Origin of the sequence: Arthrobacter oryzae, from assembly GCF_030718995.1 — a bacterium.
Classification (GTDB): Bacteria; Actinomycetota; Actinomycetes; order Actinomycetales; family Micrococcaceae; genus Arthrobacter; species Arthrobacter oryzae_C.
Window position 1 is genome coordinate 4,221,585 of sequence record NZ_CP132204.1, and the last position, 23,085, is coordinate 4,244,669.

Consider the following 23,085-nt stretch of genomic DNA (forward strand, 5'->3'; position numbering starts at 1 on the left):
GGCGATCTACTCTGCGGGTTCGATCGGCGTGGAAACGAGCTTGCCTTCATTGATCTCGCGCAGGGCGATGGACAGCGACTTCTCGTTCAGCTTGGTGTCGACCAGCGGGCCAACGTATTCGAACAGGCCCTCGTGCAGCTGGGCGTAGTATGCGTTGATCTGACGTGCACGCTTGGCACCGAAGATCACCAGGCCGTACTTGGAATCAGCTGCCTTCAGCAGTTCGTCGATCGGCGGGTTGATGATGCCTTCAAGGTTCGTGGACACGAATTCTCCAAATTCTAACGGGCCGATCCGACCCGGCGGCTAGTGCGGGTGCGGGGTCAGCCCCATGAGTGAAACAAGCTCGTCCGCTGCGCGTCGAACGTCATCATTGATAACGGTGTGATCGAACTCCGGCTCAGCGGCAAGTTCTAGTTTAGCGGTTTCCAGTCTCTGCTGCTGTTCGTCGGCTGTTTCCGTGCCGCGGCCCACCAGTCGGCGGACCATTTCCTCCCAGCTGGGCGGTGCCAGGAAGACGAACTGCGCCTCCGGAACGGCCTGCTTGACCTGGCGTGCGCCTTGCAGATCGATCTCCAGCAGCACGGAGCGGCCATCGGCGATAGCGGCGTCCACGGTGCTCCGGAGCGTGCCGTAACGGTTACGGCCATGGACCACGGCCCACTCCAGCAGCTCCCCGCCGGCCACCAGGGCGTCGAATTCCTCGGCTGACTTGAAAAAGTAGTGAACCCCGTCCTGCTCCCCCGGCCGCGGCGGACGGGTGGTGGCCGAAACGGAAAGCCAGACTTCGGGGTAGTTGTCCCGGATGTAGGTGGACACTGTGCCTTTGCCAACAGCCGTCGGACCGGCGAGGACTGTCAGTCCCGGTTTCTTGCTCACATATTCCTTTGGGCGTTATTCGGATGGACGTGATTCTCGTTCATAAAATCTACCAGCGCGCGGCGCTGGTGAATGCCGAGCCCCCGCAGCCTGCGGGACGCGGCAATGCCCAGGTCGTCCATGATGGCGGCTGCGGTGACGCGGCCTATCCCCGGCAGTGCCTCCAGCATCTCGGAAACCTTCATTCGCGCGATGGCGGAATCGCCGTCGCCGGACGCGAGAAGGTCAGCCACCGAGAGTGTTCCGGACTTAAGCTGCTCCTTGGCTTCGGCCCGGGCCGCGCGGGCCGCTGCCGCCTTGCCCAGGGCTTCTGCGCGTTCCTGGTCCGTCAGGGGCCGCAAGCTCACTCAAGTCACCCCCGAAATCGTCAGTCCGAACCAAGGCAAAGGCCGTTGGAGTCCTCCTGAACCTACCCTTTGCCCGGCGCGGAAATCAATGGACACGGAAATCAGCAAATCAGTTGGACAGCAAGGGCTCCAGAGTACGCACGGCAGCCTCCCGGAGTCCGCCCACGGCGGGCCCTGCCGAGAGGATGTCCCGGCTCGAGGTACCCAGGACCTGCGGGTACGCTGCACCGAACGTTGCCCGCAAATCAGCGGCCGTGGCGCCCTGTGCACCGAGACCGGGTGCCAGGATGATTCCCCGCACCGCAGCCAGGTCCAGGTGCAGCTCCTGCAGGGCTCTTCCCACCGTGGCGCCCACCACCAGGCCGACGGAGCCCAGGGTGCCCTGGTACCGGAGGTTTTCCCCCGCGGCCGCCTCTGCGATCCGGCGCGCCACGGAATCCGCGCCGCCCACGTGCTGGACCGAGGCGCCTTCAGGATTGGACGTCAGCGCCAGGACAAAGACGCCGCGGCCGTATTCAGCCGCCAGGTCAAGGGCCGGGCGCAGGGATTCGAAGCCAAGGTAAGGACTCAGGGTGACCGAATCCGCGGCCAGTGACGAGCCGTCCCGGAGCCAGGCGTCCGCGTAGGCCGCCATCGTGGAGCCGATGTCGCCCCGCTTGGCGTCGGCGATGGTCAGCACGCCGGCATCAGCGGCGGCTGCGAGGGTGCGTTCAAGCACCGCCATACCCGCAGAACCGTGCCGTTCGTACAACGCCACCTGCGGCTTCACGGCGGCAGCGAGCGAACCTACTGCGTCCACGACGGTGAGCGAGAAGCGCTCCAGGCCGGCGGCGTCGTCGTTCAGTCCCCAGGCCTTCAGCAGCGCGGGGTGCGGATCGATCCCGACGCATAGCGGACCGCGGTCCGCCATGGCCCGGCCGAGCCGGGAGCCGAAGGACTCCCGGCCGGCTGTGGCTGGTGCCTCGTGATCAGCCATTCTGTAGTGCTGCATTCTGTGAGGCCACCAGCGCCGCGGCGTGTTCCTGCAGGCTGGTCACGGACCATTCGTAGGTGCGCTGGGCTTCGATGGCCTGGACTGCTGCGTTGAACTCGGCCACCGTGGTGATGCACGGGATGCCGATGGAGGTTGCCGCGGCACGCAGTTCGTAGCCGTCGATCCGGGCTTCGCCGCCGGAAGGCGTGTTGAAGACCATGTCGATCTCGCCGGCGATGATGAGGTCCGCGATGGTGCCTTCGCCTTCGGCGCTGCTGCCTTCGGCGACCTTGCGGACCGGGGTGGCCTGGATGCCGTTACGGCGCAGGACGTCGGCGGTGCCGCCGGTGGAGACGATCTCGAAGCCGAGGTCGGAGAGGCGCTTCACGCCCATGATCACCGAGCGCTTGTCCCGGTTGGCCACGGAAACGAAGATCTTCCCTTCGGTGGGCAGCGCGTTGTTGGCGGCCGCCTGGCTCTTGGCGAAGGCCGTGTCGAAGTGCTTGTCGATGCCCATGACCTCGCCGGTGGAGCGCATTTCCGGGCCGAGGAGGGAATCGACAACCTTGCCCTCCGGCGTGCGGAAGCGGCTGAAGGGCAGCACGGCTTCCTTGACCGAAACGGGGGCATCGAACGGCAGCGTGGAACCGTCACCCGTTTCCGGCAGCATCTTGTAGGCGCTGCGGAGCTGGTTGATGGTCACTCCGGTGCCGATCAGGGCAGCCGCTTTGGCCATCTGGACGCCCGTTGCCTTGGAGACGAAAGGCACCGTGCGGGAGGCCCGCGGGTTGGCTTCGAGGACGTACAGGACGTCCGATGCCAGGGCGAACTGGATGTTGATGAGCCCGCGGACTCCCACTCCCTCGGCGATGGCCAGGGTGGCGGTCCGTACGCGTTCGATCACGTTGTTGCCGAGCGTGATCGGAGGCAGCACACACGCGGAGTCACCGGAGTGGATGCCGGCCTCTTCGATGTGCTCCATGATGCCGCCGAGGTACATTTCGGTTCCGTCGTAGAGGGCGTCGACGTCGATTTCGACGGCGTCCTCCAGGAACCGGTCGATCAGCACGGGGTGCTCGGTGGTGATCTCGGTGGCGTTGGCGATGTAGCGGGAGAGGTTGGGCTCGTCGTAGACGATCTCCATGCCGCGGCCGCCCAGCACGTAGGACGGGCGGACCAGGACCGGGTAGCCGATTTCGTCGGCGATCTTCTTGGCGTCCTCGAACGACACGGCGGTGCCGTTCTTGGGCGAGATCAGTCCGGCCTCATCCAGCACCCGGGAGAACGCGCCGCGGTGTTCGGCCAGATCGATCGCTTCCGGCGACGTGCCGAGGATCGGCACTCCGGCGTCGGCCAGCTGCTGCGCGAGCTTGAGCGGGGTCTGGCCGCCAAGCTGGACGAACACGCCCATCACGCCGCCTGTGCGTTCCTCGGCTGCGATGACTTCAAGGACGTCCTCAAGGGTCAACGGCTCGAAGTAGAGGCGCGTGGAGACGTCGTAGTCCGTGGAGACGGTTTCCGGGTTGCAGTTGACCATGACGGTCTCGTAGCCGGCCTTGCGGAGCGCCATCGAGGCGTGCACGCAGGAGTAGTCGAACTCGATGCCCTGGCCGATGCGGTTCGGGCCGGAACCCAGGATGATGATGGACGGCTTGGAGTGCAGCGCCACCTCGTCCTCCTCGTCGTAGGACGAGTAGTGGTACGGGGTGTAGGCGGCGAACTCCGCGGCGCAGGTGTCCACGGTCTTGTAGACGGGACGGATGCCCAGAGCCTGGCGGACACCTCTGACCACGGCCTCCTGGTTGTTGGTGAGGGCGCCGATCTGCTCGTCCGAGAACCCGTGGCGCTTGGCGCGCTGCAGCATTTCCCGGGTCAGGGCGGTGGACTGGCGGATCTCCCGGGAGATCTCGTTGAGCAGCTGGAGCTGGTCCAGGTACCAGGGGTCGATCTTCGTGGCCTCGAAGAGCTGCTCCACCGTGGCACCGCCGAGCAGCGCGCGCTGCACCTGGTGCAGGCGTTCGGTGGTGGGCCGCTTGGCCTTTTCGATCAGCTCCGGGACTTCCCATTCCGGAACGTGGCTGAAGTCCAACTGCGAGCCCTTCTGCTCGAGGGAACGCAGGGCTTTCTGCAGGGCTTCGGTGAAGTTGCGGCCCATGGCCATGGCCTCGCCCACCGACTTCATGGTGGTGGTGAGCGTGGGGTCCGCTGCCGGGAACTTCTCGAAGGCGAAGCGCGGAACCTTGACCACAACGTAGTCCAGCGTCGGCTCAAAGGAGGCCGGCGTCTTCTGGGTGATGTCGTTGGGGATCTCATCCAGGGTGTAGCCCAGGGACAGCTTGGTGGCGATCTTGGCGATGGCAAAGCCGGTGGCCTTGGACGCCAGCGCGGATGACCGGGAGACGCGCGGGTTCATTTCGATAACGACGACGCGTCCCGTGTCCGGCTCGACGGCGAACTGGATGTTGCAGCCGCCGGTGTCCACGCCGACTTCGCGGATGACCGCGATGGAGATGTCGCGCAGGCGCTGGTATTCGCGGTCCGTGAGGGTCAGGGCGGGGGCCACCGTGATGGAGTCGCCGGTGTGGACGCCTACGGGGTCGAAGTTCTCGATGGAACAGACAACAACCACGTTATCGTTCTTGTCCCGCATCATCTCCAGCTCGTATTCCTTCCAGCCGAGGATGCTCTCTTCGAGCAGGACCTCGCTGGTGGGGCTGTACTGCAGGCCCTGGCCGACGATCCGGCGCAGGTCATCCTCCGTGTAGGCGAGGCCGGAGCCGAGGCCGCCCATGGTGAAGGACGGGCGGACCACCATGGGGTAACCGAGGTCTTCGGCCGCCTTCAGCGCCTCATCCATGCTGTGGATGATGTGGCTGCGGGCGGACTCCGCACCGCAACGCTCCACCACACCCTTGAACTTCTCGCGGTCCTCGCCAAGTTCGATCGCCGCGATGTTCGCGCCGATAAGTTCGACGTTGTATTTTTCCAGCACGCCGTTCTTGTCCAGCGCGATGGCGGTGTTGAGGGCCGTCTGGCCGCCCAGGGTGGGCAGGATCGCGTCGGGGCGTTCCTTGGCGATGATCTTCTCCACCACCTCGGGGGTGATGGGCTCCACGTAGGTGGCGTCGGCGAACTCGGGGTCCGTCATGATGGTTGCCGGGTTGGAGTTGACCAGGATAACGCGCAGGCCTTCCTCCTTGAGGACGCGGAGAGCCTGGGTACCGGAGTAGTCGAATTCGGCGGCCTGGCCGATCACGATGGGACCGGAACCGATGACCAGGACGCTCTTAAGGTCAGTTCTCTTGGGCATTACTTCTTGTCCTCAGTCTTGGATTCGGTGGAAGTTTTGGAATCGGCGCCAACCGAAGCGGTGGCTGCCTTCTTCGTGTCCGCCATCAGCTCGATGAAGCGGTCAAAGAGGTACGCGGCATCGTGCGGACCCGCGGCGGCTTCCGGGTGGTACTGCACCGAGAAGGCGGGGATGTCCAGGCAGGAGAGGCCTTCCACGACGTCGTCGTTAAGGCTGACGTGGCTGACTTCCACGCGGCCGAACCGCTCCTCGGGAGCCTGGGTGGCGCCGTCGAGGGGGGCGTCCACGGCAAAGCCGTGGTTCTGCGACGTGATCTCAACCTTGCCGGTGCGGCGGTCCATGACGGGCTGGTTGATGCCGCGGTGTCCGTAGCGGAGCTTGTACGTCCCGAAGCCGAGGGCGCGGCCCAGGATCTGGTTGCCGAAGCAGATCCCGAAATAGGGCAGCTTCTCGTCCAGCACCGAGCGGAGCAGCTTGACCTGGTTGTCGGCCGTGGCGGGGTCGCCCGGGCCGTTGGACATGAAGAACCCGTCCGGGTTGACGGCCTTGACGTCAGCCAGGGTGGCCGTGGCGGGCAGGACGTGCACGCGGACACCGCGCTCAGCGAAGCGGATGGGTGTCATCCGCTTGATGCCGAGGTCGATGGCGGCGATGCTGAAGCGCGGCTCGCCGTCCCATCCCCAGTCCTTGGGCTCCACAATGTAGGCCTCGTCAACGCTGACTTCCTCAGCCAGGCGGGCGCCTTCCATGGGGGCGCTGGCCAGCACGGCGTCGATCAGTTCCTTGTCCGTGGCGGTGGCCGCCTCGCCGGAGAAGATCCCGGCACGCATGGTCTTGTGCTCGCGCAGGTGCCGGGTAATGGCCCTGGTGTCCACGCCCTGGATGCCCACAATGCCCTGTTCCACGAGCTCGTCGTCGAGGGAACGCTCGGAGCGCCAGTTGGAGGGCCGGCGTGCGGCATCGCGGACAATGTAGCCGGCCACCCAGATGCGGCGGGATTCGGCGTCGTCGGCGTTGACGCCGGTGTTGCCGATGTGCGGTGCCGTCTGGACTACCAGCTGGCGGGCGTAGGAGGGATCGGTGATGGTCTCCTGGTAGCCGGTCATGCCGGTGGCGAAGACTGCCTCGCCGAGGGCTGTGCCGGTGGCGCCGTAGCTGGTGCCGCGGAAGATGCGGCCGTCCTCCAGTACCAGCACCGCGGGCACGGAAGTTCCTTGTTCAGGTGCAGTATCTGCGTTTGCTGTTACTTCGGTTTCTGTCACGTTGTTACTTTCCACTATCGGCATCTGCCTGAGGGGCTGCGGAGATCAATTCTTGAAAGGCTTCGAGGACGGCCGGTTTGTCGTCGGCCCGCCGGGTCCGGAACCCGGTATCCAGTTCCCGGCCGCCGAGCGTCCAGCTGACCACCAGGAGTCCGTCTTTTTCGACGAACTTTCCGGCCATGCCGCTGTCCTGGCGGACGCCGGTGACCCTGTTCGCCGGGATGAACAACGGCCCGGCTCCGGAACGCTCGAACAGCACGCCTTCCGGGTGGACGGTGAGTTCGGCGTCGGTGCGGATCCCCAGTCCGTGGACGGCGATGCGGTCCAGCCAGTCGCCGGACGTGGTGGTGGCGACGTACTGGCCGTCGGCGGCGGCCAGCGGGAGGCTCAGTTCCTGCGGAACCGCGGGCAGCTGTTCGACGTCGGACTGGCGCCGCAGGCGGTTGCGCCAGCCCAGCCCGATCATGAGCAGTACGACGGCGATCAGCGGCAGCGTGATGACCAGCGTCAGGATTTTGTTGTCCATCAGGACCCGCTGGCCGGCGTTGCGGCCGGGGCTGTTTCCTGGCCTGACCCGTGCCTGTACGGGGTGTTGAGCTTGCCGTCCAGGACGGTGGGGTGGCCCTTGAAGAAGGTCGCCACAACCTTGCCCGGGAGTTCCCTTCCGGCGAACGGAGAGTTACGGCCCATGGTCGCCATCTTGGAAGGGTCCACCGTCCAGCGCGCAGCCGGGTCCACCAGTGTGACATTCGCGGCTTCGCCGGCCTCGAGCGGCCGTCCCTGGTCCGCCACCCGTCCGATCACGGCGGGCACGGTGGACGTGACGCGGGCGAAGTCCGCCCAGCCCATGAGGCCGGTTTCGATCATGGTCTCCTGAACCACGGAGAGCGCTGTTTCAAGGCCGGTCATGCCCATGGCCGCCTGCGCCCATTCGCATTCCTTGTGTTCGCTCGGGTGCGGAGCGTGGTCGGTGCCGATGACGTCAATGGTGCCGTCCGCCAGCGCGGCGCGCAGTGCCTGGACATCGGAGTCCGTGCGCAGCGGCGGGTTGACCTTGTAGACGGGATCGTAGCTGCGGACCAGTTCGTCGGTCAGGATCAGGTGGTGGGGCGTCACTTCAGCGGTGACGTTGATCCCCCGCGCCTTGGCCCACCGGATGATCTCCACCGAACCTGCCGTGGAAACGTGGCAGACGTGCAGCCTGGACCCGACATGCTGGGCCAGCAGGACGTCGCGGGCAATGATGCTTTCCTCGGCCACCGCAGGCCAGCCGGCCAGGCCTAGGACAGCAGAGACGTCGCCCTCGTTCATCTGGGCGCCGGCGGTGAGCCGGGGCTCCTGCGCGTGCTGTGCCACCACGCCGTCGAACGCCTTGACGTATTCGAGCGCACGGCGCATGAGAACGGGATCGTGGACGCAGATGCCGTCGTCGGAGAAGACGCGTACCTGGGCGCGGGAGTCGGCCATGGCGCCAAGTTCAGCGAGCTGCTCGCCTGCGAGGCCGACGGTGACGGCACCCACGGGGCGGACATCCACCCAGCCGGCGGCACGTCCGAGGGTGTGGACTTGTTCCACCACTCCTGCGGTGTCTGCCACGGGGTTGCTGTTGGCCATGGCGTGCACCGCCGTGTACCCGCCGAGGGCTGCGGCGCGGGTACCGGTTTCCACGGTTTCGGCGTCTTCGCGGCCGGGTTCGCGGAGGTGGGTGTGGATGTCCACCATGCCGGGCAGCGCCACCAGGCCGGCGGCCTCGATGACGGTGGCACCGTCAGCTGCGTCTGTCCCGGCGAGGTCGGTGCCGCGTGCGGCGATGATGCCGTCGCGGATCAGGAGGTCTTCGGCTGCGCCGCCGAGGATCGCTGCGCCGCGGATGAGGTATGCCCCGGTGGTGGCTGCATCCTGGTGATCGTGTGCCATCAGTGGCTCTCCTTGGTGGAATAGGCGGCGTTGGAATAGGCGACGGTGGAGGCTGCGGCTGGTTCGCGGGTGTCCCCGGAGAGCAGCAGGTACAGGGCGGCCATGCGGACGGAGACGCCGTTGCGCACCTGTGCCAGCACGGTGGAACGGGGCGAATCCGCAGCCGCGGAGGAAATCTCCAGGCCGCGGTTCATGGGGCCGGGGTGCATGATGATGGTGTCCTTCAGGCCAAGGCTGTCCAGGGCACGGAGACGGTTGTCGTCGAACCCCCAGCGGCGGGAGTACTCGCGCGTGGTGGGGAAGAAGGAGGCGTTCATCCGTTCGCCCTGGACCCGCAGCATCATGACGGCGTCCACGCCCTTCGCCAGGGTTTCGTCCATGTCGTAGCTCACGCTGCAGGGCCATTGTCCGACGCCGATGGGCAGCAGGGTAGGCGGCGCCACCAGCGTGACCTCGGCACCGAGGGTGCGGAGCAGCCACACATTCGAGCGGGCCACCCGGGAGTGCAGGACGTCGCCGGCGATGGCGACGCGCATGCCCTTCAGGTCCCCGCCGGCGGACGGCGTCCCGTGGAGCCTTGCCCAGTGCCGCCGCATCGTGAAAGCGTCCAGCAGCGCCTGGGTGGGGTGCTCATGGGTGCCGTCGCCGGCGTTGATCACGGCGGCGTCGATCCAGTCCGTTGCCGCCAGCCGGTGCGGCGCACCGGAGGCCCAGTGGCGGATGACGACGGCGTCCGCCCCCATGGCGGCCAGCGTCTGGGCGGTGTCCTTCAGGGATTCGCCCTTGGAGACGGACGATCCCTTCGCTGCGAAGTTGATGACGTCCGCGGACAGCCGCTTCGCCGCCGCTTCGAAGGAGATCCGGGTGCGGGTGGAATCCTCGAAGAACAGGTTCACCACAGTCCGGCCCCGGAGGGCGGGGAGCTTCTTGACTTCGCGGTCCCCCACGGCCGCCATCTCTTCGGCTGTGTCGAGGATGCGGATGGCGTTGGCCAGGCTGAGGTCTTCGGTGGAAAGCAGGTGCTTCATGCGCCTGCCTCGATGACCACTTCGTTGACCGGTGTGCCGTCAATGGAGTCGGTCTCTTCGAGCCGGACCCGGACCTTTTCGGAGGAGGAGGTGGGGAGGTTCTTGCCGACGTGGTCTGCGCGGATGGGCAGTTCGCGGTGGCCGCGGTCAATCATGACTGCCAGCCGGACAATGCGCGGACGGCCAAGGTCAACGATGGCGTCCAGTGCGGCGCGGATGGTCCTGCCGGAGTACAGCACGTCATCAATCAGGACCACGACCTTGTTGTCGATGCCGGTGCGGGGCAGCTGCGTGGGATAAGGCGGCCGCGTGGGCTGGTGGGACAGGTCGTCCCGGAACATGGTGACGTCCAGCTGGCCCACGATGGCGGACGCGTCCACGGCCGGATCGGCGGCGGCGATTTTCCTGGCAAGGCGGACGGCCAGCGGATAGCCGCGGCGGGGTATACCCAGCAGCACCAGATCCTGGGAACCCTTGTTGGCCTCGAGGATCTCATGGGCGATACGAGTGAGTGCACGGTCAATGTCCGCAGAGTTGAGCACAACCCTGGCCGGAACCGGTGCTTCTGTGACTGATGTCAACGCTCGTCTCCCCTTTCCCCGCCTCACGGGACGGAATTAAAAAAGGAACATTTGCTCTTCAAAATTACCACACCCAGCTCCCCTGCCCGCGTGCCCGACTGACGCCGTGGGGGCGTTTAACATCACACCCGCGGGCTGGTGAGCCATGCCCCGGGGACGGCCCAAACGCCGTCCGCCCATTGCCTTGGAAGGGCCAGCTACGGGCACGTAGGCTCAGTCCCATGACATCGAACGCGCCCTGGCCGCAGCACGATCCCGCGGGCGGCCACCGAAACGGGCAACAGCCCGCATGGCCCCGGCAGACCAACCCCACCTGGATGGGCCACGTCCGGCCGGATCAGTACCGTGCGGCGCCTGCCAACACGTACGCTCCCGCCGTGAACCCCGTAATGCCGCCGGCTGCCGCCCTCAACCGCTCGGGGGCGGGCGTGGTAGCCCTCGTAGCCGGCGGCGGCCTCCTGGCCTTCGCCAGCCTCTTCCTGGTTCTCCCCTACCTTGTGGGCAACACCGGCATCACCGGTTTCGTGATCGGCTTCATCGCGTCACTGCTTCCCTTAGCCGCCGTCCTCCTGGCCGTCTACGTCATTGACCGCTGGGAACCCGAGCCCAAGCGGCTGCTGCTGTTCGCATTCCTCTGGGGTGCCATGGTGTCCATTTCCGTCACGATGCTCATCCAGCCGTTCTTCGCGCTGGCGGCGGCTCCCCCGGCCGGCATGGACTACAGGACCTTTGCCGTCACCGTCCAGGCGCCGGTGGTGGAGGAATTCGCCAAGTCGCTTGGCCTGCTGCTGCTCCTGCTGCTGGCGCGGAAGCACTTCGACGGGCCGGTGGACGGCGTGGTGTTTGCCTTCACGATTGCCGGCGGATTCGCCTTCACCGAGAACATCCTCTACTTCGGCCGGGCCATTGCCGAATCGGCTACGCCCGGCGCCGACCTCGCGGTGGTCTTCTTCCTCCGGGGCGTCATGTCCCCGTTCGCCCACGCCATCTTCACCGGCACCACCGGACTCATCCTGGGCTTCGCGGCGCGGCGCTGGCACACAGGAATGGTGGTGGTGGCATTTGGCGTCGGCCTGGTTCCGGCGATGATCCTGCACAGCATGTGGAACAGCATGGGCCAGAACTTCCTGCTGCAGTACATCGTCGTGCAGGTCCCCATCTTCGTGCTGGCCGTCGTCGTTATTGTCCTGCTGCGCGTGGCGGAGAACCGGTTGACGCGGCAGCGCCTGCTGGAATACGCGGCGGCAGGCTGGTTCACGCCGCCGGAAGTGGACATGCTGGCCACGGCAGGCGGGCGCCGTTCCGCGGTCAGGTGGGCGAAGCAGTTTGGCCGGGGGCCCCAGATGAAGGCTTTCCTGCACGCGGCCACGCAGCTTGCCTTCACCCGGCAACGCATCCTCAGCGGCCGGGATGTTCCCGCCCACCAGCTCGACGAACACCGCCAGCTTGCGGAAATCGTGGCCTGCAGGGACGCGGTCCTCCGCTGAGCGGGCCAACAAAAAGAGCCGGTGTCCGCCACTATGGGCGGGCACCGGCTCTTCTTCTGTACTGCTAAGCCATGAAGGGCCTAAGCCAGCAGCGAAGGCTTCAGCTGCTGGAGCCTTCCCAGCAGGCCGTTGATGAACGACGGCGATTCGTCCGTGGACAGCGTCTTAGCCAGGGCTACGGCCTCGCTGACGGCCACGCCGTCCGGAACGTCGTCGTTGTAAAGCAGTTCCCAAGTGCCGATCCGCAGGATGATGCGGTCCACCGAAGGCATGCGCTCCAGTGTCCAGCCCTGGGAGTAGGTCTCCAGGAATTCATCGATAGCAGCCTGGTGGGATACCACGCCTTCGACAATCTCGAGCGTGTAGGGGTTGACGATCTGATCGGTCTTTTCACGGCGGGACCGCAGCACATCAAAAGCCGAGAGGGAGCGCTGCTCAGCCTCGAAGAGAACATCCAGGGCCCGGTTACGGGCCTTACCGCGGGCGCTCACTAGTCGTTGACCCGGCCGAGGTAGCTGCCGTCGCGGGTGTCGACCTTAACCTTGGTGTTGTTCTCAACGAACAGCGGCACCTGGATCTCGTAGCCGGTTTCCAGCGTTGCCGGCTTGGTGCCTGCCGAGGAGCGGTCGCCCTGCAGGCCCGGCTCGGTGTAGGTGATTTCGAGCACGACGCTCGGCGGCAGTTCAATGTACAGCGGGGTGCCTTCGTGGATGGCGATGTTGACCATCTGGTTTTCCAGCATGAAGTTGGTGGCGTCGCCTACCGTGGCACCGGAAACGGTGATCTGGTCGAAGTCCTGCGTGTCCATGAACACGAAGTCCGCGCCGTCCTGGTACAGGTACTGGTAGTCGCGGCGGTCAACAGTGGCGGTCTCGATCTTGAGGCCGGCGTTGAACGTCTTGTCGACCACCTTGCCGGACATAACGTTGCGCATCTTGGTGCGGACAAAAGCGCCGCCCTTGCCCGGCTTGACGTGCTGGAACTCGATAATGTTCCAGAGCTGGCCCTCAAGCTTCAGCACGGTTCCGTTCTTGATGTCGTTTGTGGTTGCCACTGGTATCCTCTGGTTTGTCTCTGACTGCTTTAGCTGCCAGCCGGTTATGTCACGCAGGCGCGCCAAAAGGCGGCCAGCGAGTATTTGTCAAAAATCCAAGAACCATTCTACCGGTAATGCCGGCGGACTCCTGCGTCGGCCGCTACGAGGCCATTTCCAGGACGTTCCGGGCCCGTTGCAGCGCGACGGTGGATGAGTAGATCAGCGCGGCGTCCGCGGCCCCGGCTACACGCAGGTCCAGGGCTTTGGCGAACTCCTCGACGGCGGCCGCGGTGTTGCCGCCGGCGTAGAGGGCGCGCCCGAGGTGCTGGTGCGCGAGGGCCTCCAGCCCGGTTCCTTGAACCTCGGCCAGGAGCTGGCGGTAAAGGTCCACGGCCCGGTCATAGCGCTTGGACACCCGAAGGACTTCAGCTTCAAAGGCGCGCAGCCGGAAGGACTCGGGATCTTTGTAGCGGGCTTCGGCCAGGAGCTCCGCGGCATCGCCGGCATGGCCTTCGGCCAGGAGGACCATGATGCGGTCTGCCGGATCGGAGGATGCCTGGAGCGCAGAGTTGCAGGCTTCTTCGTTGACGATTCCCGGCATCAGGGTGTCCGGGTTGATCTTGATGCCCGGGAACCCCGCATCCGGCCACTCGCTCGTTCCGCCCATGGCGTCCAACATCACGTCGCTCATCATCAAGAGGCAATCTCCTGGTACGCGGCGAACAGCAGGGACGTGTCCGGGACATCGAGGATTCCCGGGCGGGCAACGCCGTCGAGCACTACAAAACGCAACAGGTCCCCCCGCGACTTCTTGTCGCGCCGCATGCCGTCCAGGAGTCCCTGCCAGCGGTCCCGGCGGTACGTGATGGGCAGTCCCAGCGTTTCCAGGATCGCGCGGTGGCGGTCGGCGTCGGCATCGCTGAGGCGCCCCACGCTGCGGGCGAGTTCGGCAGCGAACATCATTCCCACGGACACGGCAGCGCCGTGCCGCCAGGAATACCGTTCCACCAGCTCGATCGCGTGGCCCAGGGTATGGCCGTAATTGAGGAATTCCCGCCGGCCTGTTTCCTTGAGGTCCTCAGACACGACGTCGGCCTTGACGGCAATGGCCCGTTCGATGAGCTCGCGCAGGACCGCTGACTGCGGATCGGTGACGGCCGTCGGGTCCTTTTCGATAAGGTCCAGGATGGCGGGGTCTGCGATGAACCCGCATTTGACGACTTCGGCCATCCCGGAAATCAGCTCGTTCTTCGGCAGGGTGTTGAGCGTATCAAGGTCCGTGAGGACGGCGGCGGGCGGGTGGAACGCGCCCACCAGGTTCTTGCCTTCGGCTGTGTTGATGCCGGTTTTGCCGCCCACTGCTGCGTCCACCATGCCGAGCAGGCTGGTGGGCATGTGGATGACCTTGACTCCCCGGAGCCAGGTTGCGGCCACGAACCCCGCGAGGTCGGTGACGGCGCCGCCGCCGACCGCCACCACGGCGTCGGACCGGGTGAAGTCGTTTTGTCCCAGGACCTGCCAGCAGAAAGCGGCGACCTGGATGTGCTTGCCTTCTTCGGCGTCGGGGATCTCGGCGGTGAGGGCGGTGAATCCGGCCGAAGCCAGTTCGTCGCGGACAGTGTCGCCGGTGAGCCGGAGGGCCCGCGGGTGGATGACCAGGACGCGTTTGACGCGCTCCCCCAGCAGTTCCGGAAGGCGTTCGAGCAGGCCGCGGCCCACAACGACGTCGTAGTTGTCAGCGGCAGTCTTGCCGGTGACTTTGATGACGGTTGATTCGCTACTCACTTTTCAACTTCCTTTGTTGCGGCCACTGGCTCCGCCGCTGCGGTCTGCGCCGCCGCGTACCCGCGCAGCGCCTCTTCCAGCCGATGCCCCAGATCCGCCACGGACCCCTTGCGGACATCGAAAACGAGATCGGCAAGCCGTTCGTACACGGGCTGCCGGGTGGCGAACAGAGCCCGCCAACGGCCCATGGCATCGCCGGCCAGGAGCGGGCGGCCCGAATTCCGGGCAATGCGCTCCGAAACGGTGTCGGCGTCGCACTCAAGGTAGACAACGGTGCACCTGCCCAGCAGTTGCTGCGTCCCGGAGTCAAGGACCGCTCCCCCGCCGAGGGAAATGACGGTGGCGGTGTTCTCCGCCTCTTCGATGACCCGGGCAACGGTCCGGGCCTCAATCTCACGGAACGCACGCTCACCGCGGGCTGCAAAGATGTCCGGGATCGTGCCGTGGTTTTCCACGATCACGACATCGGTATCGACAAACGCCGCCCCGAGCTGCTGTGCCAGCTGGTGGCCGATTGCCGACTTGCCGACAGCCATGGGTCCGATAAGGGCGATGGGCCGCGTTGGCACGGCGCCGTTCCTGCTGCTGACGGGCACTACTGGCCGATCGAGTCCAGGGACGCCGGAATGTTGTCCAGGTAACCCTTGATGTTTCGAGCGGTCTCCGTGACCGAATCGCCGCCGAACTTCTCCGCCACTGCCTCGGCAAGGACCAAGGCCACCATGGCCTCGGCCACGACCCCGGCGGCGGGGACGGCGCAGACGTCCGAGCGCTGATGGTGCGCCTTGGCGGCTTCCCCGGTGCTGACATCGATGGTTTTCAGGGCCCGCGGAACGGTGGCAATGGGCTTCATTGCGGCACGGACGCGCAGCACGTCGCCGATGCTCATGCCGCCCTCGATGCCGCCGGCACGGTTGCTGGTGCGGATGATCCGGCCGTCTGAGTCCTTGACGATTTCGTCGTGGGCGGCAGAGCCCCGGCGGGAAGCGGTCAGGAAACCGTCACCGACCTCGACGCCCTTAATGGCCTGGATGCCCATCAGGGCGGCGGCCAGGCGGGAGTCAAGGCGGCGGTCCCAGTGAACGTAGCTGCCGAGTCCGGGCGGAAGGCCGTAGGCCAGCACCTCCACCACGCCGCCAAGGGTTTCGCCTTCCTTGTGGGCGGCATCCACCTCGGCCACCATGGCGTCCGAGGTTTCCCGGTCGAAGCAGCGGAGCGGATCCGCATCGAGGGCGATCACGTTCGCAGGCACGGGCAGCGGGCGCCCTTCAGGCACGGCAACGCTGGCGATTGAAACCGTGTGGCTAACCAGTTCGATTCCCAGTTGCTTGAGGAACTGCGACGCCACCGTTCCCAACGCAACGCGGGTGGCGGTTTCACGGGCGCTGGCGCGCTCCAGGACGGGCCGCGCTTCGTCGAAGCCGTACTTCTGCATTCCGGTGAAGTCCGCGTGGCCGGGGCGCGGCCGCGTCAGCGGCGCATTGCGCGCCTGGTCGGCGAGGATCTCGGGGGCCACGGGGTCCGAAGCCATGATCTGCTCCCACTTGGGCCACTCTGTGTTGCCCACCTGGATGGCCACCGGACCACCCTGGGTGATGCCGTGGCGCACGCCGCCCAGGACGGTCACGACGTCCTGTTCGAACTTCATCCGGGCACCGCGGCCGTACCCGAGGCGCCGGCGGGCGAGGGCATCGGCGATCTGGCTGCTGGTGAGTTCCACACCGGCAGGGACGCCTTCAATTATTCCGACCAGTGCCGGTCCATGGGATTCACCGGCAGTCAACCAACGCAACATAAAATCCATCCTGCCACGTAGGGCGGTTAGAACACTCGTCGAGGTGCCCCGACTGCGTCACACATCACATCTATGACTTCGGCCGTGACGTCGTCGCCAAGGCCGCTGAAAAACCGGACCTGCTCCACTGCCTGATACAGCAGCATCTCCAGGCCGGGGACCACGGCGCCTCCCCCGTCGCGCCAGACTGAGGCAATGCGGCTGGGCCAGGGGTCGTAGGCGACATCCAGCAGCACCCCCGGGGTCAGGGTCCGGAGGCCGGCCAGCTCCTCCGCCAGGGCATCGGCCCCGTGCGGCGGGAGGGTGGAAATCACGACGTCGGCGGCGGCCATAGCTGGTGCCGCGCCGGAGAGCGGGAGAATGCGGACCGGAAGGCCCACACCCGCGGAAGCGGCCCGTGCTTCCGCAGCACGGCCCACGTCACGCACGTAGATATCGGCGGACGGCGCGCCCAGGTCCTTGAGCGCTGCGATCGCGGCCGCGGCAGTTCCGCCGCCGCCCACGACCACAGCTGACGGTGCGGACACCACGCCGGCATGACGCACGGCGTTGACGATCCCTGCGACGTCGGTGTTGTAACCGATCCGGCGGACGGCCGGACCGTCAGCTTCAAACACAACGGTGTTGACCACACCGAGAATGCGTGCCACGCCGCGGACCTCGTCCACTTCGGAGAACATCGCGGTCTTGAGCGGCATGGTCACGGACAGTCCGCGCCAGCCTGGCTCGTTGCGGGCTGCTGCCATGAAAGCCGGGAGGTCAGCGACGCTGACGTCGATGGCGGAATACTCCACGTCCACACCCAGGCGGGCGTAGGCGGCACGGTGGAGCGCCGGGGACTGTGAATGGCCGATCGGGTGCCCCAGAACGGCAGCCTTCAAGGTCACGTGCAGCGGCCCGCGTTGGCGGCACACCATGCGTTGTACTGCTCCACGTAGACGTTGTGCTCAGCCAGCGTCTTGGAGAACTTCGTCTCCTTGGTGTCCAGGTTGATGGTCACCCAGTACATGTATTCGTTCGCCTTCGGCTTCGCAGCCGCATCGATGGCATTCTTGCCCGGCGAACCGATGGGTCCCACCGGGAGCCCCTGGTTGGCGTAGGTGTTGTACGGGTTCGACTTGTCGGCCTTCTGGTCCTCGTCGATGTGGAAGCTCTTGATTCCCAGCCCGTAGGTCACCGTGGCGTCGGACTGGATCAGGCCGGCCGTCTCGGTGTTGTTCGGCTTGAGGCGGTTGTAGATGGCACCGGCGACGTCGCCGTACTCGGCCTGGCCGCCCTCGGCCTGCACGATGCTGGCCACCGTCACGACGTCGTACTGCTTCGCGGGATCGGTCACGCCTTGTGCCTTGAGCTCGTCGACGGTGGTGGTCACGAGGTTTTGGAGGATCTCCTTGGCCGGCGTTCCCACCGGGAAGCGGTGCTCGCCGGGCGCGAGATAGCCCTCAAGGTTCTTGGCCTTCTCCGGCAGCCCGAACTGGGCCGGGGAGTCGCTGAGGGCCTGCAGCTCCGCCACCGGGATACCGGACCCCTGGGCGATGGCCTGCAGTGACTCACCGATCCGCAGTCCGGCGCTCAAGGCAAAGTACAGGACCTTGCCTTCGCCTTGGCCCAGCAGCACGGCTACGGCATCGGAGTTCTTCATTTCCTGGCGGAACTGGAAGTCACCCGGTGCAATGGTGCCTCCGGACGCGGTCAGCTCCCGCAGGAAGGTGTCCGCGTTGGCGACAACCTTCTGGTCCTCGAGCTTCGTGGCGACAGACCTGGTGCCTTCACCGGGCTCGACAGATACATTCACTTCCCCGGTGCCGGGGCCGGGGTAGTCGGCAATGGTGTCCCCGCCGAGCAGGGGTTTCAGGAACTGGGCGCCCACCACCAAGGCGGTGACGAAGACCCCGAGCGTCAGCAGGAGCGCGAGCCACCGGCGGCGGCGGCGGACCTTCTTGGATTTGGCCGGGGCAGCAGCGACAGACCCGGCTCCGGCCATCAAAGGATGGTCCGGTTCGTCAAAGTGCTGCTCGGAGTGGTGTTCCGCTGCATAGACGCCGGCGTCCTCGTAGACATGGTGGGCCTCGTCCTCGTGGTGAACCGCGTAGTCCGGGTGGTCAGCGTAGACCGGGTGCGCAGCCTCGTCGGGGTGCCCGGCCTCGCCCGGGTGCGCAGCGTCGGTGTGCCCTGCGTACGCATGGTCAGCGGCCACGGCATGATCCACAGCGAAGTCAGGGTGGGCGGCTACGCCGTGCAGTCCGACGTGCGGGTCATATGCTTCCGGCTCAGCATGGGGGTCGCCCTCCGCGGAGTTTGCTTGGTGCACGGGTTCTTCGTGGTGCACGGGTTCCTCCTGGTGCGGCTGCACGCGATGGTGCGCCGGTTCGTCCTGGCGCAATTCCTCGTGCGCCAGCGGCGTGTGGTGCTGAACAGCGTCCTGCTGGACAGTGGGCGGTTCCGCCGGCATGGCGGGAGGAACCTGCGGCGAAGGGCCGGTTTCGAACGCCTGCGGTGGCACGACGTCATTGCCTTCGGTCGTCAGGGATTTTTCCCTGGCCCGAATTTCCTTGCGCGTCAGTTGACGTCCGGAGTCACTGAATTCCTCACCCGAGGACTCGTCGCTGTTGACCGGGCTCACTGTAGCCTTCCATTTTCCGAAGATTGCACATTGATTCCTGAGACGGCCTGCTCAGCGTCTTCCGCTGCGGCGTCTCCGGAAAGCCCCGGCCGGGAAGCAGCAATTACGCGGCTTCCCACATCCGTTCCCCTGGCTTTTTGCATGTCGATTGCGTGCTGCAGAATTCCTGCGGCGGCAACCTGATCCACTACCTTACGGTGATTCCGGCTGCTCATGCCAGCTTCGTGCAGGTTGCGGTGGGCGGTCACCGTGCTCAGACGCTCGTCAATAAGCTGCACCGGAATGTCAGAACCACGGCCCGCAAGTTCCTGTGCCAACAGCTCCGCGTAGTCCGTCGCCATCCTGGCCGACGCGTGCTCTTCGCCCTTGAGGGTGCGCGGCAGGCCCACGAAGATCTGGACGGCGCCAAGCTCGGCGGCCAGGGCCGCCAGGACACGGACGTCCGTGTTCTTCCTGGCGTTCCTTTCCAACGTCTTCAACGGTGTGGCCAGGATGCCGTCGCGGTCGCAGACGGCAACGCCTACGCGGACGGTGCCCACGTCCACCCCCAGTTTGATGCCCTGGGGGTAGGCGCCGGATGCAGCAGATTGATTCACGGTTCGGCTATCGCCTCGTGATGGCGTCCACGACGGCGGTCAGCGCCGCCGGCACCTTCGCGGCATCCGTGCCGCCGCCTTGCGCGACGTCATCCTTGCCACCCCCGCCTCCGCCGAGAATGCCGGCCGCGAGCCGGACGAGGGCTCCTGCCTTGACGCCGGCCGCACGGGCTGCCTCATTCGTGGCAACCAGGATGACGGGGCGGTCATTGCTGACGCCCGCCACCGCGACGGCGGCGGCCTCTGAGCCAAGCCGGCTGCGCAGGTCGAGCGCCAGTCCGCGGAGGTCGTCAGCGCCGCTGACCTGTCCCGCGTCGTGGGCAATGACCTTCACGCCGGCAGCATCCGTTGCCGTACCGACCAGCTGTGCGGCGGCAGCGGTCAACTGCTCCTTGCGCAGGCGCTCCAGTTCCTTTTCCACGGCCTTGAGCTTGGTGAGGGTGGTGGCGATACGGTCTGCCAGCAGGCCTGACGGCACCTTCAGCATTTCCGTGAGCTCCGTGACCAGTGCACGCTCGGCGGCGAGGTGGCGGAAGGCCTCCATTCCCACGAAGGCTTCCACACGGCGGTTTCCGGAGCCTACCGACTGGTCACCGAGCAGGGACAAGCTGCCAATGAGCGAGGTGTTGGCCACATGGGTGCCGCCGCAAAGCTCGCGCGACCAGGCGCCGTCGATCTCCACGACGCGCACCTCGTTTCCGTAGTTCTCGCCGAAGAGCGCCATGGCACCGAGGGCTTTGGCCTCAGCCAGTGCCATGACCTTGGTCTCCACCTGGAAGTTGTTGCGGATGGCGAGGTTGGAAACTTCCTCGATTTCGGAACGGGTGGCAGCACTGAGGCCCTCGCCCCAGGCGAAGTCAAAGCGCAGGTAGCCGGCTTTGTTGTACGAGCCGCGCTGCAGCGCCTCCGGGCCGAGGATCTGGTGCAGTGCGGCATGCACGATGTGCGTCCCGGTGTGGGCCTGCTCCGCGGAGTGGCGCCGTTCGCGGTCCACCGCGGCCTGCACGAGCGAGTCCGCGCCGATTTCGCCCTCGCGGACGATCGCCTTGTGCACGCTCAGCCCCTTGACGGGCCGCTGGACATCCAGGACCTCGACGACGAAGCCGTCGCCCGTGATGAGCCCGGTGTCCGCGGCCTGGCCGCCGGCCTCCGCGTAGAACGGGGTCTCTGCGAGGACAAGTTCAATTTCCTCGCCCGTGGAGGCCTGGGAGACCTTGCGGCCGCCTGACAGGATGCCGCGGACCTTGGACTCGCCGGCGAGCTCCGTGTAGCCGGTGAAGACCGTCTCGCCCTCGGCGAGCAGCTCCTGGAAGGCGCTGAGATCGGCGTGCGATCCCTTCTTGCCCTTGGCGTCCGCCTGGGCGCGCTGCCGCTGTTCCAGCATCAGCTTCCGGAATTCGGGTTCGTCAACCTTCAGGCCGGCCTCTTCCGCCATTTCCAGCGTCAGGTCGATCGGGAAACCGTAGGTGTCATGCAGGGCAAAAGCATCGGCCCCGGACAGCGGCTGGCCCGCTGCCTTGGAATCCTTCACGGCGTCCTCGAGGCGGGCCGTGCCGGACGCAATGGTCCGCAGGAACGCCTTCTCTTCGGCGTAGGCGATACGGCTGATGCGGTCGAAATCGGTCTCCACTACCGGGTAGACACCCTTCATCGCGTCGCGGGATGCGGGCAGGAGGTCCGGCAGGCAGGCCTTTTCGACGCCGAGCAGGCGCATGGAGCGCACGGCACGGCGGATGAGGCGGCGCAGCACGTAGCCGCGGCCTTCGTTGGAGGGCGTGACGCCGTCTGCGATCAGCATCAGTGCGGACCGAATGTGGTCCGCCACCACGCGCATCCGGACATCGTCGGTGTGGTGGGGATCGTCGGCGGACTCGGCCGAGGTGTATTCCTTGCCGGACAATGCAGCGGCCTTGTCGATGACAGGACGGACCTGGTCGGTCTCGTACATGTTCTCGACATCCTGCAGGATCATTGCCAGGCGTTCCATGCCCAGGCCGGTGTCGATGTTTTTCTTGGGCAGTTCGCCGGTGATGTCGAAGTCCACCTTGGAGCGGACGTTGTCAATCTGGTACTGCATGAAGACGAGGTTCCAGATTTCGACATAGCGGTTCTCGTCGGCGATCGGGCCGCCCTCGACACCATAGGACGGGCCGCGGTCGTAGTAGATCTCGGAGCAGGGGCCGGCCGGGCCGGGCTGGCCGGTGGACCAGTAGTTGTCCGCCTTGCCCATCCGCTGGATCCGGTCGGCGGGCATACCCGTGTTCTTGAGCCAGAGCTGTTCGGCTTCGTCGTCTTCTTCGTAGACGGTGACCCAGAGCTTGTCGGCCGGGAGGCCGTAGCCGCCGTCGTCGACGCCCGTTGTCAGCAGTTCCCAGGCGAACTTGATGGCGTCTTCCTTGAAGTAGTCGCCGAAGGAGAAGTTGCCGCACATCTGGAAGAACGTGCCGTGGCGGGCCGTCTTGCCCACTTCCTCGATGTCACCGGTGCGGATGCACTTCTGCACGCTGGTGGCGCGGTTGTAGGGCGCTTCTTCGCGGGCCGTCAGGTAGGGAATGAAGGGGACCATGCCGGCCACCGTGAACAGCAGGGAGGGGTCGCTGGAGACAAGGGATGCGGATGGCACCGCCGTGTGGCCCTTGCTGACGAAAAAGTCGATCCAGCGCTTGGTGATCTCCTGCGACTTCATAACCTTGTTACTTACCCTTCTTGGTTCACGCGTTCTCCCGCGTGAAAGTTTGATTCAGATGGCAGTACCGAAATACCGGCTACTGCCTGTTTAATTCTCCCGCAACTGCGGCTAGCGCCGCACCACGTCCTGGGTGTCGATGCCCAGGGCTGCCCTGAGGTCGGATTCCCGTTCCTGCATGCCGTCCCGGACCGCGTCAGCGAAGTCGTAGATGCCATCGGCGAGCCGGCCCACCGCACGGTTAAGGCCTTCGGGCCCAAGGGTGGACTGGGCTTCAGTGATCTTACGGAAGGCGATAACGCCAATGGCGACGCCGATTCCCATCCAGAGGATTCTTTTCATTGGGTGCTCCGTCAGGATTAGCGGCTGCGACGGCCGGTGGCGGGTTTCTTGCGGGCGGACAGGGCGGAGCGGACTCCGTAGCTGAAGGCTGCCACCTTGATCAGCGGGGATCCCACGGTTGCCGCCACGAGGGAGGAAAGCGCGGAGATGTTGGCCGAAGCGTCCGAGACGTTGGACGAGATGCCGTCAACCTTCTTCAGCTGCTGGTTGGTAGTGGAAACCGTGGCCGTGACTTCGTCCATGAGGGGTGTCGCGCCGTCGCTGATCGAACGGATGGAGGTCCGGACCTCGTCAAAAACCCGCCCGAGCTTCAGGATGGGCACGGCGAGCAGCAGCACCAAAAGCGCAAACACCCCTGCCGCGATCAGGCCGGCAATATCGCCACCAGACATAGACGTTCATCTCCTTGTGTTTCCGTGGAATGCTGCGGGTTCCGCA

General features: G+C 65.9%; 23 protein-coding genes. 1 reads left to right on the plus strand and 22 read right to left on the minus strand.

All coding sequences use genetic code 11. The features are described from left to right. Positions 1 to 6: 6 nt before the first annotated feature. The 10 genes from rpoZ to pyrR form a co-directional block, all read right to left on the minus strand. Positions 7 to 267: a DNA-directed RNA polymerase subunit omega gene (gene rpoZ, locus Q8Z05_RS19390; RefSeq protein ID WP_011692102.1), complete on the minus strand. Its 261-nt coding sequence runs from the start codon at positions 265 to 267 to the stop codon at positions 7 to 9. A 39-nt stretch (positions 268 to 306) separates the two neighbouring features. Next, complete coding sequence (gene gmk / locus Q8Z05_RS19395; protein WP_305941179.1) at positions 307 to 879, minus strand: guanylate kinase; 573 nt, start codon at positions 877 to 879, stop codon at positions 307 to 309. Next, positions 876 to 1,226 carry an integration host factor, actinobacterial type gene (mihF, locus tag Q8Z05_RS19400; RefSeq protein WP_305941180.1) on the minus strand — a complete coding sequence of 117 codons (351 nt, stop codon included), beginning with the start codon at positions 1,224 to 1,226 and terminating at the stop codon, positions 876 to 878. The genes gmk and mihF overlap by 4 nt, the downstream gene beginning before the upstream one ends. 109 nt (positions 1,227 to 1,335) lie before the next feature. Further along, a complete protein-coding gene (gene pyrF / locus Q8Z05_RS19405) occupies positions 1,336 to 2,202 on the minus strand; it encodes an orotidine-5'-phosphate decarboxylase (protein ID WP_305941181.1) in 867 nt (288 codons plus the stop codon). Further along, positions 2,195 to 5,509, minus strand: a complete 3,315-nt coding sequence (carB, locus tag Q8Z05_RS19410; RefSeq protein WP_305941182.1) for a carbamoyl-phosphate synthase large subunit — start codon at positions 5,507 to 5,509, stop codon at positions 2,195 to 2,197. Before carB ends, pyrF begins: the two co-directional genes overlap by 8 nt. Continuing rightward, entirely contained in the window at positions 5,509 to 6,795 is a 1,287-nt protein-coding gene (gene carA, locus Q8Z05_RS19415; protein ID WP_305941183.1) for a glutamine-hydrolyzing carbamoyl-phosphate synthase small subunit, read from the minus strand. The genes carB and carA overlap by 1 nt, the downstream gene beginning before the upstream one ends. After that, a complete protein-coding gene (locus Q8Z05_RS19420) occupies positions 6,776 to 7,297 on the minus strand; it encodes a PH-like domain-containing protein (protein WP_305941184.1) in 522 nt (173 codons plus the stop codon). The genes carA and Q8Z05_RS19420 overlap by 20 nt, the downstream gene beginning before the upstream one ends. Beyond that, positions 7,297 to 8,688 (minus strand): dihydroorotase, encoded by a 1,392-nt coding sequence (locus tag Q8Z05_RS19425; RefSeq protein WP_305941185.1) that lies wholly within the window; start codon positions 8,686 to 8,688, stop codon positions 7,297 to 7,299. Before Q8Z05_RS19425 ends, Q8Z05_RS19420 begins: the two co-directional genes overlap by 1 nt. After that, entirely contained in the window at positions 8,688 to 9,716 is a 1,029-nt protein-coding gene (locus tag Q8Z05_RS19430; protein ID WP_305941186.1) for an aspartate carbamoyltransferase catalytic subunit, read from the minus strand. The genes Q8Z05_RS19425 and Q8Z05_RS19430 overlap by 1 nt, the downstream gene beginning before the upstream one ends. Beyond that, a complete protein-coding gene (gene pyrR / locus Q8Z05_RS19435; protein ID WP_305941187.1) occupies positions 9,713 to 10,297 on the minus strand; it encodes a bifunctional pyr operon transcriptional regulator/uracil phosphoribosyltransferase PyrR in 585 nt (194 codons plus the stop codon). Before pyrR ends, Q8Z05_RS19430 begins: the two co-directional genes overlap by 4 nt. A gap of 221 nt (positions 10,298 to 10,518) precedes the next feature. Between pyrR and Q8Z05_RS19440 the strand changes: the two genes are divergently transcribed. Further along, positions 10,519 to 11,784 carry a PrsW family intramembrane metalloprotease gene (locus Q8Z05_RS19440; RefSeq protein ID WP_305941188.1) on the plus strand — a complete coding sequence of 422 codons (1,266 nt, stop codon included), beginning with the start codon at positions 10,519 to 10,521 and terminating at the stop codon, positions 11,782 to 11,784. Between the two features lie 80 nt (positions 11,785 to 11,864). Here the strand turns inward: Q8Z05_RS19440 and nusB are convergent, their stop codons facing one another. The 12 genes from nusB to Q8Z05_RS19500 form a co-directional block, all read right to left on the minus strand. Beyond that, positions 11,865 to 12,275, minus strand: a complete 411-nt coding sequence (nusB, locus tag Q8Z05_RS19445) for a transcription antitermination factor NusB (RefSeq protein ID WP_011692113.1) — start codon at positions 12,273 to 12,275, stop codon at positions 11,865 to 11,867. After that, the gene (gene efp, locus Q8Z05_RS19450) at positions 12,275 to 12,838 is read right to left on the minus strand and encodes an elongation factor P (protein ID WP_028267136.1); all 564 of its coding nucleotides are present in this window, start codon (positions 12,836 to 12,838) and stop codon (positions 12,275 to 12,277) included. The genes nusB and efp overlap by 1 nt, the downstream gene beginning before the upstream one ends. Positions 12,839 to 12,980: 142 nt before the next feature. Beyond that, the gene (locus tag Q8Z05_RS19455) at positions 12,981 to 13,514 is read right to left on the minus strand and encodes a tetratricopeptide repeat protein (protein WP_371745890.1); all 534 of its coding nucleotides are present in this window, start codon (positions 13,512 to 13,514) and stop codon (positions 12,981 to 12,983) included. Continuing rightward, positions 13,514 to 14,605, minus strand: a complete 1,092-nt coding sequence (gene aroB / locus Q8Z05_RS19460; RefSeq protein WP_305941189.1) for a 3-dehydroquinate synthase — start codon at positions 14,603 to 14,605, stop codon at positions 13,514 to 13,516. Before aroB ends, Q8Z05_RS19455 begins: the two co-directional genes overlap by 1 nt. Continuing rightward, complete coding sequence (locus tag Q8Z05_RS19465; protein ID WP_305943634.1) at positions 14,602 to 15,141, minus strand: shikimate kinase; 540 nt, start codon at positions 15,139 to 15,141, stop codon at positions 14,602 to 14,604. The genes aroB and Q8Z05_RS19465 overlap by 4 nt, the downstream gene beginning before the upstream one ends. 59 nt (positions 15,142 to 15,200) lie before the next feature. Further along, complete coding sequence (gene aroC / locus Q8Z05_RS19470; RefSeq protein ID WP_305941190.1) at positions 15,201 to 16,400, minus strand: chorismate synthase; 1,200 nt, start codon at positions 16,398 to 16,400, stop codon at positions 15,201 to 15,203. A gap of 26 nt (positions 16,401 to 16,426) precedes the next feature. Then, positions 16,427 to 17,287 carry a shikimate dehydrogenase gene (locus Q8Z05_RS19475; protein WP_305943635.1) on the minus strand — a complete coding sequence of 287 codons (861 nt, stop codon included), beginning with the start codon at positions 17,285 to 17,287 and terminating at the stop codon, positions 16,427 to 16,429. Continuing rightward, the gene (gene mltG, locus Q8Z05_RS19480) at positions 17,284 to 19,023 is read right to left on the minus strand and encodes an endolytic transglycosylase MltG (protein ID WP_305941191.1); all 1,740 of its coding nucleotides are present in this window, start codon (positions 19,021 to 19,023) and stop codon (positions 17,284 to 17,286) included. Before mltG ends, Q8Z05_RS19475 begins: the two co-directional genes overlap by 4 nt. Continuing rightward, the gene (ruvX, locus tag Q8Z05_RS19485; RefSeq protein WP_305941192.1) at positions 19,020 to 19,619 is read right to left on the minus strand and encodes a Holliday junction resolvase RuvX; all 600 of its coding nucleotides are present in this window, start codon (positions 19,617 to 19,619) and stop codon (positions 19,020 to 19,022) included. The genes mltG and ruvX overlap by 4 nt, the downstream gene beginning before the upstream one ends. Before the next feature lie 7 nt (positions 19,620 to 19,626). After that, a complete protein-coding gene (gene alaS, locus Q8Z05_RS19490) occupies positions 19,627 to 22,305 on the minus strand; it encodes an alanine--tRNA ligase (RefSeq protein WP_305941193.1) in 2,679 nt (892 codons plus the stop codon). Positions 22,306 to 22,416: 111 nt separating this feature from the next. After that, positions 22,417 to 22,647 carry a DUF6167 family protein gene (locus Q8Z05_RS19495; protein ID WP_305941194.1) on the minus strand — a complete coding sequence of 77 codons (231 nt, stop codon included), beginning with the start codon at positions 22,645 to 22,647 and terminating at the stop codon, positions 22,417 to 22,419. A 17-nt stretch (positions 22,648 to 22,664) separates the two neighbouring features. Continuing rightward, complete coding sequence (locus Q8Z05_RS19500; protein ID WP_011692124.1) at positions 22,665 to 23,039, minus strand: DUF948 domain-containing protein; 375 nt, start codon at positions 23,037 to 23,039, stop codon at positions 22,665 to 22,667. Between the last annotated feature and the right edge of the window lie 46 nt (positions 23,040 to 23,085).

Bases quoted from the DNA above. Each gene is read 5' to 3' on its own strand.
- pyrF (WP_305941181.1), bottom strand. From the start codon at position 2,202: ATGGCTGATCACGAGGCACCAGCCACAGCCGGCCGGGAGTCCTTCGGC.
- carB (WP_305941182.1), bottom strand. From the start codon at position 5,509: ATGCCCAAGAGAACTGACCTTAAGAGCGTCCTGGTCATCGGTTCCGGT.
- carA (WP_305941183.1), bottom strand. From the start codon at position 6,795: ATGCCGATAGTGGAAAGTAACAACGTGACAGAAACCGAAGTAACAGCA.
- Q8Z05_RS19420 (WP_305941184.1), bottom strand. From the start codon at position 7,297: ATGGACAACAAAATCCTGACGCTGGTCATCACGCTGCCGCTGATCGCC.
- Q8Z05_RS19425 (WP_305941185.1), bottom strand. From the start codon at position 8,688: ATGGCACACGATCACCAGGATGCAGCCACCACCGGGGCATACCTCATC.
- Q8Z05_RS19430 (WP_305941186.1), bottom strand. From the start codon at position 9,716: ATGAAGCACCTGCTTTCCACCGAAGACCTCAGCCTGGCCAACGCCATC.
- Q8Z05_RS19440 (WP_305941188.1), top strand. From the start codon at position 10,519: ATGACATCGAACGCGCCCTGGCCGCAGCACGATCCCGCGGGCGGCCAC.
- Q8Z05_RS19455 (WP_371745890.1), bottom strand. From the start codon at position 13,514: ATGATGAGCGACGTGATGTTGGACGCCATGGGCGGAACGAGCGAGTGG.
- Q8Z05_RS19465 (WP_305943634.1), bottom strand. From the start codon at position 15,141: ATGGCTGTCGGCAAGTCGGCAATCGGCCACCAGCTGGCACAGCAGCTC.
- aroC (WP_305941190.1), bottom strand. From the start codon at position 16,400: ATGTTGCGTTGGTTGACTGCCGGTGAATCCCATGGACCGGCACTGGTC.
- alaS (WP_305941193.1), bottom strand. From the start codon at position 22,305: ATGAAGTCGCAGGAGATCACCAAGCGCTGGATCGACTTTTTCGTCAGC.
- Q8Z05_RS19495 (WP_305941194.1), bottom strand. From the start codon at position 22,647: ATGAAAAGAATCCTCTGGATGGGAATCGGCGTCGCCATTGGCGTTATC.
- Q8Z05_RS19500 (WP_011692124.1), bottom strand. From the start codon at position 23,039: ATGTCTGGTGGCGATATTGCCGGCCTGATCGCGGCAGGGGTGTTTGCG.